We start from the raw sequence: 16,454 nt of genomic DNA on the forward strand, positions 1-16,454 counted from the left end.
CCATCTCGATTTTTGAGTACGCCTGTTGTAGGGTAAAATTACGTTATTCGCAATTTTGCACCAAATCAGCATCGATAAAGGTTTTTATGGAACTCACGCCACTTAATGCGCTATCTCCTTTGGATGGTCGCTATCAAGCAAAAGTTGATCCACTCCGCGCTTACTTTAGTGAATATGCACTCATTAAACACCGCGCATTAGTAGAAGTGGAATGGCTTAAAGCCCTAGCAGCGCTTCCTGAGATTGAAGAAGTTAAGCCTTTTAGCAAAGAGACCATTAAAGAACTTGATGATGCGATTGCCAATTTTGGCGAGACGGAGGCCTCTGAAGTTAAAGCCATTGAAGCGCGCACCAATCACGATGTAAAGGCGCTTGAATATTGGCTTAAAGAAAAATTTGATGGCAATGCAGAAATCAAAAAAGCCAGTGAATTTATTCACTTTGCTTGCACCAGTGAAGATATCAACAACTTATCTCATGCCTTAATGCTGAAGGGTGCGCGTAACACAGTGATGTTGCCATTTCTGAACAGCCTAATTACTCGTATGACAGAGCTAGCAAATCAACTTGCTGACCAGCCCATGCTCTCACGTACACACGGCCAAACAGCCTCTCCAACCACCATGGGCAAAGAGTTGGCGAACGTAGTGTATCGTTTGCAACGTCAACAAAAACAATTAGTCGCCAATGAAATTTTAGGAAAAATCAATGGCGCAGTGGGCAACTTCAACGCGCATTTATCGGCTTACCCAGAGCTTGATTGGGAAAAGTTTGCGAAACAATTTGTAGAAAATTTGGGCTTAACATACAACCCAATGACCATCCAAATTGAGCCACACGATTACATGGCGGAGCTTTACGATAACTTAGCGCGCATTAATACGATTCTGATTGATATTAACCGTGATATTTGGGGTTACGTTTCTGTTGGCTATTTCAAACAAAAACTCAAACCAGGTGAAGTCGGTTCTTCAACCATGCCGCACAAAGTAAATCCAATTGACTTTGAAAACTCAGAAGGCAATTTAGGCTTAGCGAATGCTATTCTTCGCCATCTTGCTGAAAAATTGCCTATCTCTCGTTGGCAACGTGACCTCACCGACTCAACTGTACTTCGCAATATGGGCGTCGCTTTTGGTTATACGCTTTTGGGTTACGACTCATGCTTACGCGGCTTAAACAAACTTGAAATCAACCCTGTAAAATTGGCTGAAGATTTAGACAATAGCTGGGAAGTGCTTGCTGAGCCGATTCAAACTGTGATGCGTCGCTATGGCTACGAAAATCCATATGACACACTCAAAGAATACACCCGTGGCAAAGCGATCTCTAAAGAGTCATTACAGTCTTTAATTGCAGAACTCAAGATTCCCGCTGAGGCCAAGCAATACCTAATGGAATTAACCCCTGCCACCTATATCGGCAAAGCAATAGCATTAGTGAACCATATCTAAATGACTGAAATACTGGTTCTCTATTACTCACAAGGCGGCGCGGTGCGTGACATGGCACAAAGCATTGCCCGTGGCATTGAGGGTGTAGATGGCGCAAAAGCCCGTATTCGCACCGTGCCAAAAGTGTCAGCCAACTTTGAAGCAACAGAACCCGATGTGCCAACAAGCGGCGCGCCATATGTTGAATTGCAAGACTTAGAGGATTGCAAAGGGTTAGCCCTTGGAAGCCCTACCCGCTTTGGCAACATGGCAGCGCCAATGAAGTATTTTTTAGACAGCACAACCAGTCTATGGCTTAAAGGCGCCCTCATCGGCAAACCAGCGGCGGTGTTTACTTCCTCAGGCTCTATGCACGGCGGTAATGAAACCACTTTAATCACCATGATGCTGCCTCTCATGCATCACGGCATGATGCTATTAGGTTTGCCTTATTCAGAGCCGTCCTTAGGCAATACAACTTCAGGCGGCACGCCTTATGGCGCCAGCCATGTGGGCGGTGCCATGGATGATCAGCCGCTGAGCGATGACGAAAAGAAACTTTGCCTTGCGCTAGGCAAGCGCCTCGCCGAAACCGCATTGAAACTTTCAGCATGATCTCTCGCTCAACACAGACAATTCAAAAGTTAAGACTTGGCGCGTCAATCAGCTTAATCGCACTGATTATTTTGAGTTTAGCTTGGGAAAGCATTTTAGCGCCGATCAAACCTCAAGGCTCACAGTTGATTCTCAAAGCTGTCCCACTCCTGTTGCCACTTTTCGGCATTCTCAATGGACGGCGATATACGTATCAATGGGCAAGCATGTTCATCTTGATATACTTCACCGAAGGAACCGTGAGAGCTTGGGCTGACCAAGGTCTTTCAGCCAAATTAGCACTTGTAGAGGTTTTACTGACTTCTATTTTTTTCGTCTGTACTATTTACTATGCAAAATTAACAAGACAGGCAGCAAACTAGCCTCAACAATAAGCGATATAATTTATTCATGTTAATTCTTCTCTCTAATGACGATGGCTACTTCGCCCCAGGTCTTGCAACACTTGCTGAATATGTTTCAAAAGTAGCCGATATTGTGGTGTTTGCACCAGAACGCAATCGCAGTGGCGCCAGCAACTCCCTCACACTTGACAGACCATTGACCGTGCGACAAGCCAGTAATGGGTTTTACTTTGTAAACGGCACACCCACTGACTGCGTGCATTTGGCAGTGACTGGCTTAATCGATAAACTTCCCGATATGGTGATTTCAGGCATTAATGATGGTGCGAACATGGGTGACGACACCATCTATTCAGGCACGGTTGCCGCCGCCATGGAAGGCTATTTGTTGGGCATCCCATCCTTTGCGGTATCAATGTCACAACACAATGCGACGCATTTTGAAACGGCGGGAAAAGTGATTGTTGAACTTATCGAACGCTATCAAGAAAATGTGTTCCCTCCCCCTGTTTTAATGAACGTCAATGTACCTGACATCCCTTACTCAGAACTTAAAGGCAAGGTAGTCACCCGCCTTGGTAAACGCCATAAAGCAGAGCCCGTGATTAAATCCTTATCTCCTCGCGGTGAAACGCTCTATTGGGTTGGCCCCGCAGGCGCTGCTTCTGATGCGGGAGAAGGCACAGACTTTTATGCGGTGTCAAATAATCAGGTTTCACTGACACCTTTGCAAGCGGATTTGACTCACTTTAACCAATTAGACGCATTGAAAAGCTGGATAAAATAGCGTGAGAAGCACCTCTGGCATCGGCATGACCTCCCAACGCACGCGCGACAGAATGTTGTCGCGCCTAAGAGAACAAGGCATCAAAGACGAAGTAACCCTCTCAGCCATGGGTGAAATACCACGTCATATTTTTGTAGATGAAGCCCTCGCTACACGTGCTTATGAAGATGTTTCACTCCCAATTGGCTTCGGTCAAACAATCTCACAACCTTATACCGTTGCAAAGATGACAGAAACACTGCGTGCTGGCCGTCCTTTGGGCAAAGTGCTTGAAATTGGGACGGGTTGTGGTTATCAAACGGCTGTTTTATCAAAAGTCGCGAGTGAAGTATATTCACTCGAGCGCATTAGTCCGCTCGTCATGAAGGCGCGTAAACATCTTCGCGAAATACGCATGAGTAACATCAAGCTAAAACACGCAGATGGCACAATGGGATTGCCTGATTTTGGTCCATTTGATGGGATCATTGTGACTGCGGCAGCTAGCCACATTCCTGATGAGTTAGTGCATCAACTTGCCGCTGGTGGTCGCATGGTGATTCCCGTGGGCACAGACGAGCAAATCTTGTATTTAATCGAGCATATCGTCAATAACGGCACCTCCGAATTCAAAAAAACCAAGCTTGAACCAGTGAAGTTTGTGCCATTGTTGGGAGGAACCAACTAATGCAAAGACCCCACAATTTCATCATCGGTCTTCTCACTTTGGTATTAATCGCTTGTTCTAGTACACCTAATAGAGCGCCAGTGATTGATCGCTCACCAGAACCACCAAAGCCTAAAGCTATTCAAACTCCCAAAAAACTCATTCAAAAAACCAATTTAAATAGTAAAGATTGGCGTCCTGAATCCTACACTGTAAAAAAAGGAGATACGCTTTACAGCATCGGCCTTGAATTTGGTGAGGATTACAAAGATATTGCCCAAAACAATAACATCAACGCACCTTACAATATTCGTGTGGGTCAACAGCTAAAAATCAAAAGTAGCAATATCACAAGCGCTAAAATTGCTGATACAAATAATGATGAAGTCGTGATCAAACCACTTAATAACGATAGCCAGATCACTCCAAGTCAAACCAGCTCAGGTCAAACCAGCCAAGCTAGTTCAGCAGATATCCCAACAATCAGGTCACCCAAAGCCCTACGTGGGCCATACAACGAAGAAGCGGAAAAAGACCTAACGAAACCTGCTGAGCCCAAAACAACCGATATAAAGTCATCCGAACAAAAGCCGCTTGAAAGTGCAGTGACGGGTGAGGATGCGTTAGATTGGTCGACCCCAACCAAAGGAAAATTAAAAGCTGGTTTTAACGAAGGGGCTAGCGCCAAAGGCATCGACATTGAAGGTGCAATGGGACAAGATATTAATGCCGCAGCAAACGGCAAAGTAATATACAGCGGTTCAGATTTACGCGGTTATGGCAATTTAGTGATCGTCAAACACAATAAAGATTATCTGTCAGTGTATGCGCACAACAGCAAGATCTTAGTGAAAGAAGGTCAAACAGTGATCAAAGGACAAAAAATAGCGGAAATGGGAAGCTCTGGAACAGACGTTGTTAAACTTCACTTTGAAATCCGTTACCAAGGAAAATCAATTGATCCAGCCAAGTTCTTGGCAAACCTTTAGCTCTATTCTATTGAAACTAATAAAAAAGCCGCTTTTCAGCGGCTTTTTTATTATTGTTAGGCGAATTACTTTTTATCCTGTTCAGCATAATACTGACGCACTTGCTCTATATCAAAATCACGTGCCCATTCGATAAGCTTGTCTAGCGCTGGCGCGCCAATTTCGCCTTGTTGCGCATGAATGCCGGCTTGCTCACGAACAATTAAAATGCCTGGAATTTTGGTTACTTCAAAGTACTCAGCAATTTCTGGATTGGCTTCTGTATTCACCATACCAAACAAAATATCAGGGTTTTTTGCAGCTGCAGCCTCAATCACAGGCGTAAAAGCGACACATGGCTCACACCATGGCGCCCAAAAATCAACAATCACAAATGGATTGTTAACGATTGTTTCTTTGAAATTCTCTTTATTTAGTTCTACTACAGCCATGATGTTTCCTATCGATAATCTTTTTAGTTGCAATATTCTATCAGATGCCCTGGAAATACCGAAACACGCAACTCAAATGCTTGTTGAGGAATCTTAAGCGATTGGTTTTTCCCACGCACCATCAAAAAACAAATCACCTAAATCCCGACGAGTCCGTGGTGCCATTTCACGAACAAGCAACTCCCCAGTAACAGATTGAATATCAGCAGGATGACCTACTGATATCATGGACATTAAGGTGAATTGCACGGGGATGTTAAAGATTGTGCGTATTTTTTCAGCATCAAAGCCACCCATCTGATGCGCCATCAACCCCATGCTTGCTGCCTGTAAACATAAATTTTGAGCCGCCGCACCAGTATCGTACTGAGCCCATCGATTAGGTTGTGCATTCTTGACAAACAGCGTATTCGCACAAACCAAACAAAGCAAAGGCGCATTAATCACCCAAGTCTGGTTGCCCTCCGAGAGGCAATCAAATACTTGTTGCCAAGCTTCAGCGTTGTCATCTTTGTTCCAGACCACAATACGCCAAGGCTGATCACCCATACAAGAAGGCGCCCAACGAGCGGCTTCTAGCAAGGCGATCGTTTGATCTGCTGTCACAGGCTTACTAGCATCGTAAGCGCGGCCGCTCCATCGCTCAGCAATGGTTTTATCAATCTCTACTTGGGTAATCGCTGTTTTTTTCATCAAGTTTACTCGGTCTAAAGCGTTGGATAATCGGTATAGCCTTTTTCAGTGCCACCATAAAAGCTTGTTGAATCTGCTTCATTAAGAGGTGCATCTTGACGGAAACGTTCAACCAAATCTGGATTAGCGATAAAGGGCACGCCATAAGCCACCGCATCTGCATGACCATTAGCAATCGCCGCATTACCACGCGCTTTGTCGTAAGACAAATTCGCCATGTAGGGAGATTTGCAAAGTTTACGCATCGCATCAAAATCAAACGGGTCAGCTACGCCGCCGCCATGAATGCCGCCTTCAACCACATGCAAGTATGCCAAGTTGAATTGGTTTAATTGCGCCGTCACATAATTAAATACGGCTTGTGGATCGCTATCTTTCATATCATTAAATGGATTCACTGGCGAAAGACGCAAACCCACTTTATCGGAACCAATCGCGTCCACCACTGCTTTTGTGACTTCCATTAACAAACGTGCGCGGTTTTCAATACTGCCACCATAAATATCAGAGCGTTTATTACTGCCATCGCGTAAAAATTGATCGAGCAAATAGCCATTAGCCGAGTGAATTTCAACGCCATCAAAACCTGCTTTCATGGCATTTTTACTCGCCTGAACGTAATCCGCCACAATGCCTGGCAACTCACTAGCATCTAAAGCCCGTGGCTCAACATAATCGACCAAACCATTGAAGGTGAAAGCTTTGCCTGCTGGCTTAACTGCTGAGGGCGCAACAGGGGTCTCGCCATTCAATAGGCTTGGGTGTGAAATACGACCCACATGCCAAAGTTGAATCACAATCTTGCCACCTTTGGCATGCACAGCATCCGTGACTTTTTTCCAGCCAACAATTTGTGCATACGTATAGATACCAGGCAATAAAGGATAACCATGGCCCATTGGTGATATCGGTGTAGCTTCAGTAATGATTAAACCAGCGGTAGCGCGTTGTTCGTAATACGTCACGCTCATGTCTTGTGGAACACCTTCCATGCTTGAACGATTGCGGGTAAGTGGTGCCATCACCATCCGGTTGCTCAACTCAATACTACCGAGTGTGACTGGGCTAAATAAATCGCTCATTGTCTATCCTTTATCAAAACTTCTAAAATAAAATGGTTCAAAAACTTAATTCGTTTTAATGCCTTCAATCAGCAGAATGACCTCAACTTCATCACCTACCGGACCGCCAGCTGTCCCTCCATGTAAAGCCACAATCTGGAGCCTTCAGGCTGGGATGGGCCTCAATACCAATGCAGTAAGCACCGCAAGGATCGCTAGCATCGCCCAACAATTCAAAAGGCAATCTCATCTCCTTCGTGATACCGTCCATGGTGAGCTTAGCAAAGCTGGTATTAACAATTAATGGACTGATTTTAGCATCCACAGACGAGTTCGCGAATTTAGCACGGTCAATTTTCATATTGCCAGCTTCATCGCTAAACTTACCGGACAATTTTGAAGCAATATATCGAATATTAAAATTAGTAAAGCTATGTGCATTGTCGACTTGATCAGTTTCAATGTCGGCATAAGCACTCGTAAAACTCAATAATAGACCGACGACGAATATTAATTTAAATAATTGACGCGTGATAAAGCGCCATATTCATTAAGCTTTTGGTAGATCAAACAACAACACTTCTGCATCTGTTTCTGCATTTAACGACAAATCAATAGACGTTTCTAACACGATCGCATCACCCTGCTCTAGCCACTCACCATTAACACGCAAACGCCCTCTCGCCAACTGAACATAGGCACTCCGGCCTTTAGGTGCTTGATAATCCAATGAATGACCGGCATGAAGATAAGTGGCCCATAAATTGACGTCTTGATGAATTAATAAAGAATCCTCGCGCGCGTCATGCGAGGCGATCAAACACCATTGATTAAGTTTACGATGAGGATCAATCCGCTTGTCTTCATAACTAGGCTCGAGGCCATCTTTGGATGGCGTTAACCATATTTGCAATAGATGGGCAGCTTCCGTGATAGACTGATTCATCTCAGCATGCACGATTCCTGACCCTGCTGTCATTCTCTGAACATCACCAGCCCTGATCGTCGAGCCATTACCCAAACTATCCTGATGCGCCAACTCACCGCCTAACATATACGTAATAATTTCCATGTTTTGGTGAGGATGCATGCCAAAACCACGCGTCGGCGCAACTATATCTTCATTAATCACCCGCAATACTGAAAACGCCATGCGCGCTGGGTCGTAATATTGATTAAATGAAAACGAATGATAGCTATCTAACCAGCCGTGATTGGCGTGACCTCGGGATGCTGAACGACGAACTTCCATCATAGATTCCAATACAAATTTTTATTCATGACAACTTCTTAAAAAGTACTTTTGTGTCCCAGCCATACGAGCACTTTCGAACATAGTAAAGAAACAAAACTAAACTAGATAGCGAATGATTTCTTAGCCACTAAAAAATCGTTACTTTTTTTAATTCAGAGTGCTGTTGCAGCATTTCATTCCAATACAAAAAATGCTTTTATTTAAACATCCGCTGTAAAATTAGATCAAATGCAAATCATCAATCAACACAATATCACGCTTCCAAAACGCAAACTTGACGCCCATAAAGGCGATAACGGAAGTGTCGCCATCATTGGCGGTGCAAGCACCATGCTTGGTGCTGTTGTGCTTGCATCTCGCGCCGCATTATTCAGCGGCGCGGGAAGAGTTTATGCCAGCTTTTTAGCCGACGATGCACCCGGCATCGATTTGATCCATCCAGAAATCATGCTGCGCGAACCAGATGGCATTGAGTTATTAGACCAATTAGACTGCGTAGTTATTGGTCCTGGGATGGGTGAATCACCGCAAGCCATCAGCCTTCTCGGTCATTGGCTATTCACCTCCACGCCCATACTTCTTGATGCCGACGCACTGAATTTAATCGCTGCAAACCAAGGACTGAGTGAACAACTCAGCCAACGAAAACACGCAACGATTATCACGCCACACCCTGGTGAAGCGGCAAGACTATTGAAAATATCAAGCAAAGAAGTTCAACAAAACCGCATTGAAAGCGCATTGAAACTTGCTCAACAATATAACGCTGTTTGTATATTAAAAGGTCATGAAACCATTGTCGCGTTTCAATACCAGTCATTTACCAACGCTAGCGGAAATGTTGGCTTAGCCAGTGGAGGCACTGGGGATGTTCTAAGCGGCATTATCGGCAGCCTTGTTGCGCAGGGCCTGCATGTTTTAGATGCATCTAAAACGGGAGTTTACTTGCATGGCGCCGCGGCTGATTCGCTCGTCGCAAAAGGGATTGGTCCGATCGGTTTAAGCGCCTCGGAAGTGGCGCTCGAAACACGTCATATTTTAAATAGCATGCAGTAGCCGATGATAGAACAACACGAAATATTTATGCAAGCCGCCATGACACTCGCAAAGCAAGCGGCTGAAAAAGGAGAAGTGCCTGTAGGTGCGGTGGTGGTGAAAGATGGTGTCATTATTGGCCGTGGTAGTAATGCACCGATCAGCCTGAATGATCCAAGTGCACACGCCGAAATACTTGCGCTACGTGATGCTGCACGACATATTGGCAATTATCGCTTAGTTGACTGCACCTTGTATGTCACCCTCGAGCCCTGCGCGATGTGCGCGGGGGCTATTCAACACGCTCGTATTGCCAACTTAATTTATGGTGCTAGCGATCTTAAAACAGGGGCTTGTGGCAGCGTGTTGGACTTAATGTCCGAAGAGAAGCTCAATCATCATACCGCTGTCAATGGCGGGGTACTCCGCAATGAAACAGCGCAAATCCTCTCCGCTTTTTTTAAAGAACGTCGCCTCAATAAAAAGACGTAAAAAAAACCTGCCGAAGCAGGTTTTTAAGCGTTACATCAATCACTCACGATCATTACCCATCAAACTCATCAAGATACTTAGTAGGTTCACAAACAAGTTGTAGATGTCCAAATACAAACTCAACGTTGCCATCACATAGTTAGTTTGGCCACCACGCACGATTTGGTTCACATCGTACAAAATGTAACCTGAGAAAATTAGCACTGAGATGCTTGAAATCATTAAGTGCGCAGGATCAAAGTGAAAGAACATATTAGCCAGCGAAGCCACTAGCGCTAGGATCAAGCCTACAAACAAGAATTTGCCAAGACCACTGAAATCACGCGCAGGGCTAGAGCCAATCGCTGCCAAGCTGAAAAATGTAATGCCAGTGCCAGCCGCGGCTAAACCAACGATTTCTCCGCCATTACGCAGGTGCAAAGCTGCTTGTAAAATCGGGCCCAACAAAAGTCCAAAAACTAAGGTCATGGCTAACAGGAGCCAAACACCTAAGGAACTGTTCTGATTGGCGGCAATCAGTTGGAACATACCAAACATCACCACCATAAAGCCAATTGCAAAAATGAACGGATGTGCGGCCATAAATCCAAAATTCATTTGCAGACCGAAATATGCGCCTATCATGGTTGGAATCATGGTTAAACCAAGCAAGGCGTAAGTGTTACGAAGCACGCGGTTTTGTAAATCCGCGGCAGTAGTTGAACGACCAATTACTTGAACATCATCAAACATTACAATTTCCTTATCAAAATATTGCCAAAGAGCAACACTCTTAAGATAGCGACTTTAGCGTTAAGTTTCAAGACTATTTTTGTGACAATCTATTAATAGATATTTAAAACAAATCCTGCTCAGACTTGCCCACCAAATCCACACGCTTCACCGCCGCCACAAACTCTGCATCTTCATGTAAATGATCCATATCTTTTGGTGAGCGAGCACCATGCATACGCGCCAGTCGTGCGCGGCTAGCGCCTGTCATTTCCCATTTCAAATTCGCCAACAACTCATCTGCCTTATCTGGCTGGTTACATAACAACACCATGTCACAGCCGGCATTTAAGGCGGCTAAAGCTCGCGCTGTGACATCCCCAGCAACTCCCGCCCCTTCCATAGAAAGGTCATCACTAAAAATGACACCATCAAAACCCAAACGCTCACGCAACACTTTTTGCAACCAGCGCGGCGAAAAACCAGCCGGCTTTTCATCTACCTTAGGATAAATGACATGCGCAGGCATAATTGCTTGTATTCCATCATCAATCATTTGGCGAAATGGCTGCATATCATTTTGGGCGATTTCATCAAACTCGCGTTCATCGACAGGAATCGCTACATGCGAATCTGCCACCACATAGCCGTGCCCAGGAAAATGTTTGCCTACCGCTGGCATGCCGCCACGCTTGAGGCCATGCATCAAAGCATAGGCGAGTTCATGAATGGCTTGTGCTTTGACATGAAACGCACGATTACCAATCACTTGGCTTTCGCCGTAATCCATATCCAACACTGGCGTAAAGCTAAAATCCACGCCGTGCGCCCGTAGTTCCGCCGCCAAAATCCAACCTGCTTCTTCCGCAAGCTCTTTGGCCTTTTTAGGATGACTATCCCAAATTTTGCCAAATTCACGCATCGGCGGAATCTTGGTAAACCCATCCTTAAAGCGCTGAACACGTCCACCCTCATGATCAACCGAAATCAACAAAGGTGGCTGACGAACCGCATGAATACTGGCTGTCAGTGCCTTTAATTGTGCTGGGGATTCAAAGTTGCGTGAAAACAAAATCACGCCACCCACCAATGGGTGTTGCAGTCGCTTAATATCTTCTGCAGTGAGTTCTTTACCAACTAAATCCAGCATTACTGGGCCAAGTGTCATTTCTTTATCCTCTTACGTCCAATTGATCGCGCAAACGATCACCTAAAACATTCACCGCCAACACCAGCGACATCAAACTTAACCCCACCGCCAATACATAATGTGGCGCAATCAACATGTAGCGCACACCATCTCGCAACATTGACCCCCAAGATGCGCTCGGCGCTTGTATTCCCAAGCCCAAAAAAGACAAGCTTGCTTCAGCAATCACCAAACCAGCCATGCTGTAAGTGGCCTCAACTAACAAAGGTGCGGCTAGCAAAGGTAACATGTGTTTTAGCATAATACGCGGCGTGGATGCCCCTAAAGACTTGGCTGCCAAGACATGCTGCCGCTGTCTTAATGAGAGCACTTGCGCCCTTGTTAAGCGGGCATAACCCACCCACGAAGTTATGCACAGCGCCAATATCAAGTTGCTTAACCCAGCCCCTAAAACTGCCGCAAAAGCAATCGCTAAAAGAATGCCAGGAAAGGCTAAAAATACATCTGTAATTTGCATTAAGGAGCGGTCTATCCAACCCCCGTAATATCCAGAAACCAAACCGAGCGCAATGCCAAGCGATGCTGTTATCGCAGTGACAACAATTACTACCACCAATGAGACCTGCGCACCAGCCAAGAGGCGCGGCAGAATTTCACGTCCCAGATCATCAAAGCCCAATAGGTGATTAACGGAGGGTTTTGCCAACATTAAATTCAAATGGATTTGATTAGGATGAAAATCAACCAAGCTAACAACAAACGTGCCTATGAGCCATAGTGCTAATACCCAAACGGACCAATACTTTCGGCTCATGTAGCAAACCTCACCCGAGGGTCTATTTTGGTATAAATCATATCTGTGGCCAAATTCACCAGTACATAGACTAAAGCCACCACTAGCACGCAAGCCTGCGTTACAGGGTAATCACGCTTTTCAATCGACTCAACCAACAGACGACCAATGCCATCCCAAGAAAATACGGTTTCAGTAATCACCGTACCTGCTAGCAAGCTACCCAACTGTAAACCAAGCACCGTCACTATCGGCAACAAAGCAGCGCGTAAGGCGTGCCTTAAAATCACTGTGCTTTCAGCCAAGCCTTTAGCGCGAGCAGTGCGAATAAAATCCTCATGCAACACTTCTAGCATGCTGGCGCGCGTCATTCGGGTCAAAATAGCCGCTAAGCCAAAACCTAAAGTCAGCGCAGGTAAAATAATAGAAGTACCATTTTCCATACCGCTGACAGGCAACAAACCTAGCCATAAGGCAAACAGCATCATCAGCATCGGTCCCATCCAAAAATGCGGCATTGCTGAGATAGAGAGACTTAAGAGATTAGCCAGTTTATCCGGCCATTGATTCACCTTCAGCGCGGCAATAATACCCAAAGGCAAGCCAATCAGCACAGCAAATAACAAGGCCAACAAAGCCAATTTAGCTGTGGCTGGCAACCGCTCAGCGAGCAAATCTATAATCGGCTTTTTGGAATGGATAGAAACACCCCAATCGCCATGCACAAGCTTATTGAGGTAAACACCAAACTGGACATAAATGGGCTGATCCAGCCCTAAGTCTGACTGTAACTGAATGCGGTCTGCGTTACTCGCTGACTCACCCAGCATCACTTCAACTGGGTCGCCAGGCACAGCATGCACCAAAAGAAAAGTGAGGAAAACCACGCCAAAAACAACAGGAATAACACCCAACAAACGCTTCATCATGGCTGAATATCGACCTCTACGCCCACATCCACCATATTAAACAAAGCCATAATATCGGCGTTACGCATACGAATGCATCCATGTGAACCAATTACGCCCATAGCATTGCTATCTGGCGTGCCGTGTATGTAAATATAACGTTGCATCGTATCGACATTACCTAAACGATTCACACCCACCTCAATGCCTGAAAGCCATAAGATACGGGTTAATATCCAATCTCGGTTGGGAAACTCAACCATCAACTCAGGTGTGCAAATCTCGCCTGTAGGACGCCTTCCTATAAAGACGCTACCCGAAGGCGCACCCTCGCCTATTTTGGCGCGAATGATATGCAGCCCCAGCGGCGTGCAACCGCTGTTTTTTTCACAGCCCACACCATTAGCGGCTGTTGAAATTGAGTAATGGGCAATTGACTGATGCTGTGCGTTAAACACAGTTAAATCTTGCTGAGAAATAGAGACGACAAGGCGCATGAAATAATTAGAAATCGCTAAAGATAATCTAGAAGCGATTGTAACAAGCTAGCGGTTTTTTAACAGCCTTAATCTTTAAGCTTGCGGCTGTGACGCCATTCCCAAGGCGGCGTAGGGCTGTCATCTACCCACAAACCAAGTTTGGCTTCTTTAGCGGCATCCTCTATTGCGTAGAAATACGCAAAGCCTTTGTCATAATGGCGATACACCCAAGCATGTCCACTACGCAGCATTTCTTCATTGGCATGCACATCGTCACACGTTACATCACCCACCATACGGCCGTAACGATCGGTATTCACTACCACCACGATGGCCTGCTTTTGATAACAAAGCTCTGAAAGCCTTTGTTTACTTGCTTGCCCAAATGGCTGCGCTTTTTCAGGCGCGTCAATGCCGGCAAGTCTAATTTTATGCTGTTGGTGAGTATCGTCCAGCACAGTGAGCGTGTCACCATCGGCCACACTTACCACTTGCCCTGCAATACTGCCACCTGCAGACGCCATCACAGATAGGCATATTGCAAGGCCAAGCAGTACAATCTTGATATAGTTTTTACCAGTTAGGGCAGGAATGAGCCATCTGACTAGCGCCTTAGTTTTTGGTGTCATTATCTTTTGACCTTTGTCGATTTAATGGCAAAACATTCCAAAAATCCTTTCAGAGAAATAAACATTAACGCATCAACAGGCGATTCATACGTTTAACAAAACTTGCCGGGTCATTGAGCTGACCGCCCTCTGCCAACAAGGCTTGATCAAACAGCACATGCGCCAAATCATTAAATTTCATTTCATCTTTTTCAGATTTTAAGCGCTCAACTAAGGCATGCGCAGGATTAATCTCTAGCGTCGGTTTACTTTCAGGTGTTTTTTGACCAGCAGCTTTCAGCATGCGCTCCAAATTACCTGATAAGTCATTTTCTCCCGCCACCAAGCAAGCTGGCGAATCCGTTAAACGGTGAGTGACGCACACTTCTTTCACTTGTTCACCTAGTGTCGCTTTTACCTTTTCAACTAACTCTTTTGCGGCATCTTCCACTTGTTTTTTAGCTTCCTTTTCAGCTTCATCTTCAAGCTTCCCTAGGTCCAAATCCCCTTTAGCGATGGATTGCAATTTCTTACCATCAAATTCAGTGAGGCCGCCCAGCATCCATTCATCCACACGATCTGAAAGCAGCAATACCTCAATGCCTTTTTTACGGAAAATTTCCAAATGTGGGCTATGTTGGGCTGCCGCAAAGCTATCAGCGGTAATGTAGTAAATCGCTTCTTGGCCTTCTTTCATGCGAGCGATATAGTCTTTAAAGCCAACCACTTGCGCTTCCGTATCCAAATGGGTTGATGCAAAACGCAGCAAGCCAGCAACTCTCTCTTTGTTCGCAAAGTCCTCGCCCGGGCCTTCTTTTAACACGCGACCAAACTCGCTCCAGAATGCTTGATATTGCTCTGCTTTGTTCTCAGCTAAATCTTCTAACAAGCCTAGTACTTTCTTCACAGAAGCAGCTTTAATCGCATCAATGTCTTTAGAGTGCTGCAAGATTTCACGCGAAACGTTAAGCGGCAAATCAGCCGAATCAATTACGCCGCGTACAAAGCGCAAATATTGCGGCATCAATTTTTCAGCGTCTTCCAAAATAAATACACGCTTCACATAAAGCTTAATGCCATGACTGCGCTCACGGTCATACAAATCAAACGGCGCTTTGCTTGGTACATACAGCAAAGAAATGTATTCCTGATTGCCTTCTACCCGGTTGTGGCTCCAAGCCAGTGGATTCTCAAAGTCGTGAGAAACGTGTTTGTAGAATTCTTGATACTCATCTTCAGTCACATCATTTTTAGCGCGCGCCCACAAAGCAGAAGCTTTATTCACTGTTTCATCTTCATCCGTTGGTACTTGCTCACCATCTTTCCATTCGGATTTTTTCATCACAATCGGCAAAGTGATGTGGTCTGAGTATTTGCAGATGATGGATTTTAGTTTCCAATCATTCAGGAACTCATCTTCGCCCTCGCGCAAATGCAAGACGATTTCAGTACCGCGTGTTTTCTTGTCCGCAGGCTCTAAAGTAAAGTCGCCCTCACCTGCTGATTCCCATTTCACCGCTTCAGTTTCACCAGCGCGCAGCGAAGTTAACGTTACTTTGTCAGCAATAATAAATGCTGAATAAAACCCCACACCAAACTGACCAATCAAATTAGCATCTTTGGCTTGGTCGCCAGTCAGTGCGTTAAAGAATTCTTTCGTACCCGATTTGGCAATCGTACCGATGTTTTCAATCACCTCGCTACGGCTCATGCCGATGCCGTTATCCGTGATTGTTAATGTGCGCGCCGCTTTATCAAATGCGAGTCGAATTTTTAAATCGCTATCGCCGCCGTAAAGCGTGTTATCAGAAAGCGCAGAAAATCTCAATTTGTCAGATGCGTCGGATGCATTAGAAATTAACTCACGCAAGACGATTTCTTTATTGCTATAGAGAGAATGAATCATTAGCTGAAGCAGCTGTTTGACTTCGGCTTGAAAACCTAAAGTTTCTTTTTGAGATGACGATGTTGTCATATTGAAAGCTCCTTAATGACGGGTAAAAAAACAATAAGTATGAAATGGG

The 16,454-nt window shown here is 45.2% G+C and carries 20 protein-coding genes; 8 read left to right on the top strand and 12 right to left on the bottom strand.

The window, feature by feature from the left end; translation table 11 throughout:
- Positions 1-86: 86 nt before the first annotated feature.
- The 6 genes from purB to BN1209_RS05275 are packed head-to-tail and all read left to right on the top strand — an operon-like array spanning position 87 to position 4,814.
- Positions 87-1,454: an adenylosuccinate lyase gene (gene purB / locus BN1209_RS05250; RefSeq protein ID WP_045751261.1), complete on the top strand. Its 1,368-nt coding sequence runs from the start codon at positions 87-89 to the stop codon at positions 1,452-1,454.
- Positions 1,455-2,048 carry an NAD(P)H:quinone oxidoreductase gene (wrbA, locus tag BN1209_RS05255; RefSeq protein WP_045751262.1) on the top strand — a complete coding sequence of 198 codons (594 nt, stop codon included), beginning with the start codon at positions 1,455-1,457 and terminating at the stop codon, positions 2,046-2,048.
- Complete coding sequence (locus BN1209_RS05260) at positions 2,045-2,410, top strand: DUF2069 domain-containing protein (RefSeq protein ID WP_045751263.1); 366 nt, start codon at positions 2,045-2,047, stop codon at positions 2,408-2,410. Before wrbA ends, BN1209_RS05260 begins: the two co-directional genes overlap by 4 nt.
- Positions 2,411-2,438: 28 nt before the next feature.
- Entirely contained in the window at positions 2,439-3,179 is a 741-nt protein-coding gene (gene surE / locus BN1209_RS05265) for a 5'/3'-nucleotidase SurE (RefSeq protein ID WP_045751264.1), read from the top strand.
- 25 nt (positions 3,180-3,204) lie between these two features.
- A complete protein-coding gene (locus BN1209_RS05270; protein ID WP_045751983.1) occupies positions 3,205-3,846 on the top strand; it encodes a protein-L-isoaspartate(D-aspartate) O-methyltransferase in 642 nt (213 codons plus the stop codon).
- A complete protein-coding gene (locus tag BN1209_RS05275) occupies positions 3,846-4,814 on the top strand; it encodes a peptidoglycan DD-metalloendopeptidase family protein (RefSeq protein WP_045751265.1) in 969 nt (322 codons plus the stop codon). Before BN1209_RS05270 ends, BN1209_RS05275 begins: the two co-directional genes overlap by 1 nt.
- Before the next feature lie 65 nt (positions 4,815-4,879).
- Here BN1209_RS05275 and BN1209_RS05280 read toward each other — a convergent pair whose 3' ends face one another.
- From BN1209_RS05280 to BN1209_RS05300, 5 genes are all read right to left on the bottom strand, one after another.
- The gene (locus tag BN1209_RS05280) at positions 4,880-5,245 is read right to left on the bottom strand and encodes a thioredoxin family protein (protein WP_045751266.1); all 366 of its coding nucleotides are present in this window, start codon (positions 5,243-5,245) and stop codon (positions 4,880-4,882) included.
- 93 nt (positions 5,246-5,338) lie between these two features.
- Positions 5,339-5,938 carry a nitroreductase family protein gene (locus tag BN1209_RS05285; protein WP_045751267.1) on the bottom strand — a complete coding sequence of 200 codons (600 nt, stop codon included), beginning with the start codon at positions 5,936-5,938 and terminating at the stop codon, positions 5,339-5,341.
- A gap of 14 nt (positions 5,939-5,952) precedes the next feature.
- Positions 5,953-7,020 (bottom strand): alkene reductase, encoded by a 1,068-nt coding sequence (locus BN1209_RS05290; protein ID WP_045751268.1) that lies wholly within the window; start codon positions 7,018-7,020, stop codon positions 5,953-5,955.
- Positions 7,021-7,111: 91 nt separating this feature from the next.
- Positions 7,112-7,489 carry a YceI family protein gene (locus BN1209_RS05295; protein ID WP_052661098.1) on the bottom strand — a complete coding sequence of 126 codons (378 nt, stop codon included), beginning with the start codon at positions 7,487-7,489 and terminating at the stop codon, positions 7,112-7,114.
- A 60-nt stretch (positions 7,490-7,549) separates the two neighbouring features.
- Positions 7,550-8,254, bottom strand: coding sequence for a pirin family protein (locus BN1209_RS05300; RefSeq protein ID WP_045751269.1), 705 nt, complete (start codon positions 8,252-8,254; stop codon positions 7,550-7,552).
- A gap of 228 nt (positions 8,255-8,482) precedes the next feature.
- Between BN1209_RS05300 and BN1209_RS05305 the strand changes: the two genes are divergently transcribed.
- Complete coding sequence (locus tag BN1209_RS05305) at positions 8,483-9,310, top strand: NAD(P)H-hydrate dehydratase (RefSeq protein WP_045751270.1); 828 nt, start codon at positions 8,483-8,485, stop codon at positions 9,308-9,310.
- A gap of 3 nt (positions 9,311-9,313) precedes the next feature.
- Entirely contained in the window at positions 9,314-9,781 is a 468-nt protein-coding gene (tadA, locus tag BN1209_RS05310; RefSeq protein ID WP_045751271.1) for a tRNA adenosine(34) deaminase TadA, read from the top strand.
- Between the two features lie 39 nt (positions 9,782-9,820).
- Here the strand turns inward: tadA and BN1209_RS05315 are convergent, their stop codons facing one another.
- The 7 genes from BN1209_RS05315 to htpG all read right to left on the bottom strand — a co-directional run bounded on the left by BN1209_RS05315 (position 9,821) and on the right by htpG (position 16,405).
- Entirely contained in the window at positions 9,821-10,513 is a 693-nt protein-coding gene (locus BN1209_RS05315; RefSeq protein ID WP_045751272.1) for a Bax inhibitor-1 family protein, read from the bottom strand.
- A 103-nt stretch (positions 10,514-10,616) separates the two neighbouring features.
- Positions 10,617-11,660 (bottom strand): beta-N-acetylhexosaminidase, encoded by a 1,044-nt coding sequence (gene nagZ / locus BN1209_RS05320; protein ID WP_045751273.1) that lies wholly within the window; start codon positions 11,658-11,660, stop codon positions 10,617-10,619.
- Positions 11,661-11,664: 4 nt separating this feature from the next.
- Positions 11,665-12,456: an ABC transporter permease gene (locus BN1209_RS05325; protein ID WP_045751274.1), complete on the bottom strand. Its 792-nt coding sequence runs from the start codon at positions 12,454-12,456 to the stop codon at positions 11,665-11,667.
- A complete protein-coding gene (gene nikB / locus BN1209_RS05330; protein ID WP_045751275.1) occupies positions 12,453-13,364 on the bottom strand; it encodes a nickel ABC transporter permease in 912 nt (303 codons plus the stop codon). Before nikB ends, BN1209_RS05325 begins: the two co-directional genes overlap by 4 nt.
- A complete protein-coding gene (locus tag BN1209_RS05335; protein ID WP_045751276.1) occupies positions 13,361-13,840 on the bottom strand; it encodes a L,D-transpeptidase in 480 nt (159 codons plus the stop codon). Before BN1209_RS05335 ends, nikB begins: the two co-directional genes overlap by 4 nt.
- Positions 13,841-13,908: 68 nt before the next feature.
- Positions 13,909-14,451, bottom strand: coding sequence for a thermonuclease family protein (locus BN1209_RS05340; RefSeq protein ID WP_082048399.1), 543 nt, complete (start codon positions 14,449-14,451; stop codon positions 13,909-13,911).
- Positions 14,452-14,515: 64 nt separating this feature from the next.
- Positions 14,516-16,405 (bottom strand): molecular chaperone HtpG, encoded by a 1,890-nt coding sequence (gene htpG / locus BN1209_RS05345; RefSeq protein WP_045751277.1) that lies wholly within the window; start codon positions 16,403-16,405, stop codon positions 14,516-14,518.
- Positions 16,406-16,454: the final 49 nt, after the last annotated feature.

Source organism: Candidatus Methylopumilus turicensis (assembly GCF_000953015.1).
GTDB classification, from domain to species: Bacteria; Pseudomonadota; Gammaproteobacteria; order Burkholderiales; family Methylophilaceae; genus Methylopumilus_A; species Methylopumilus_A turicensis.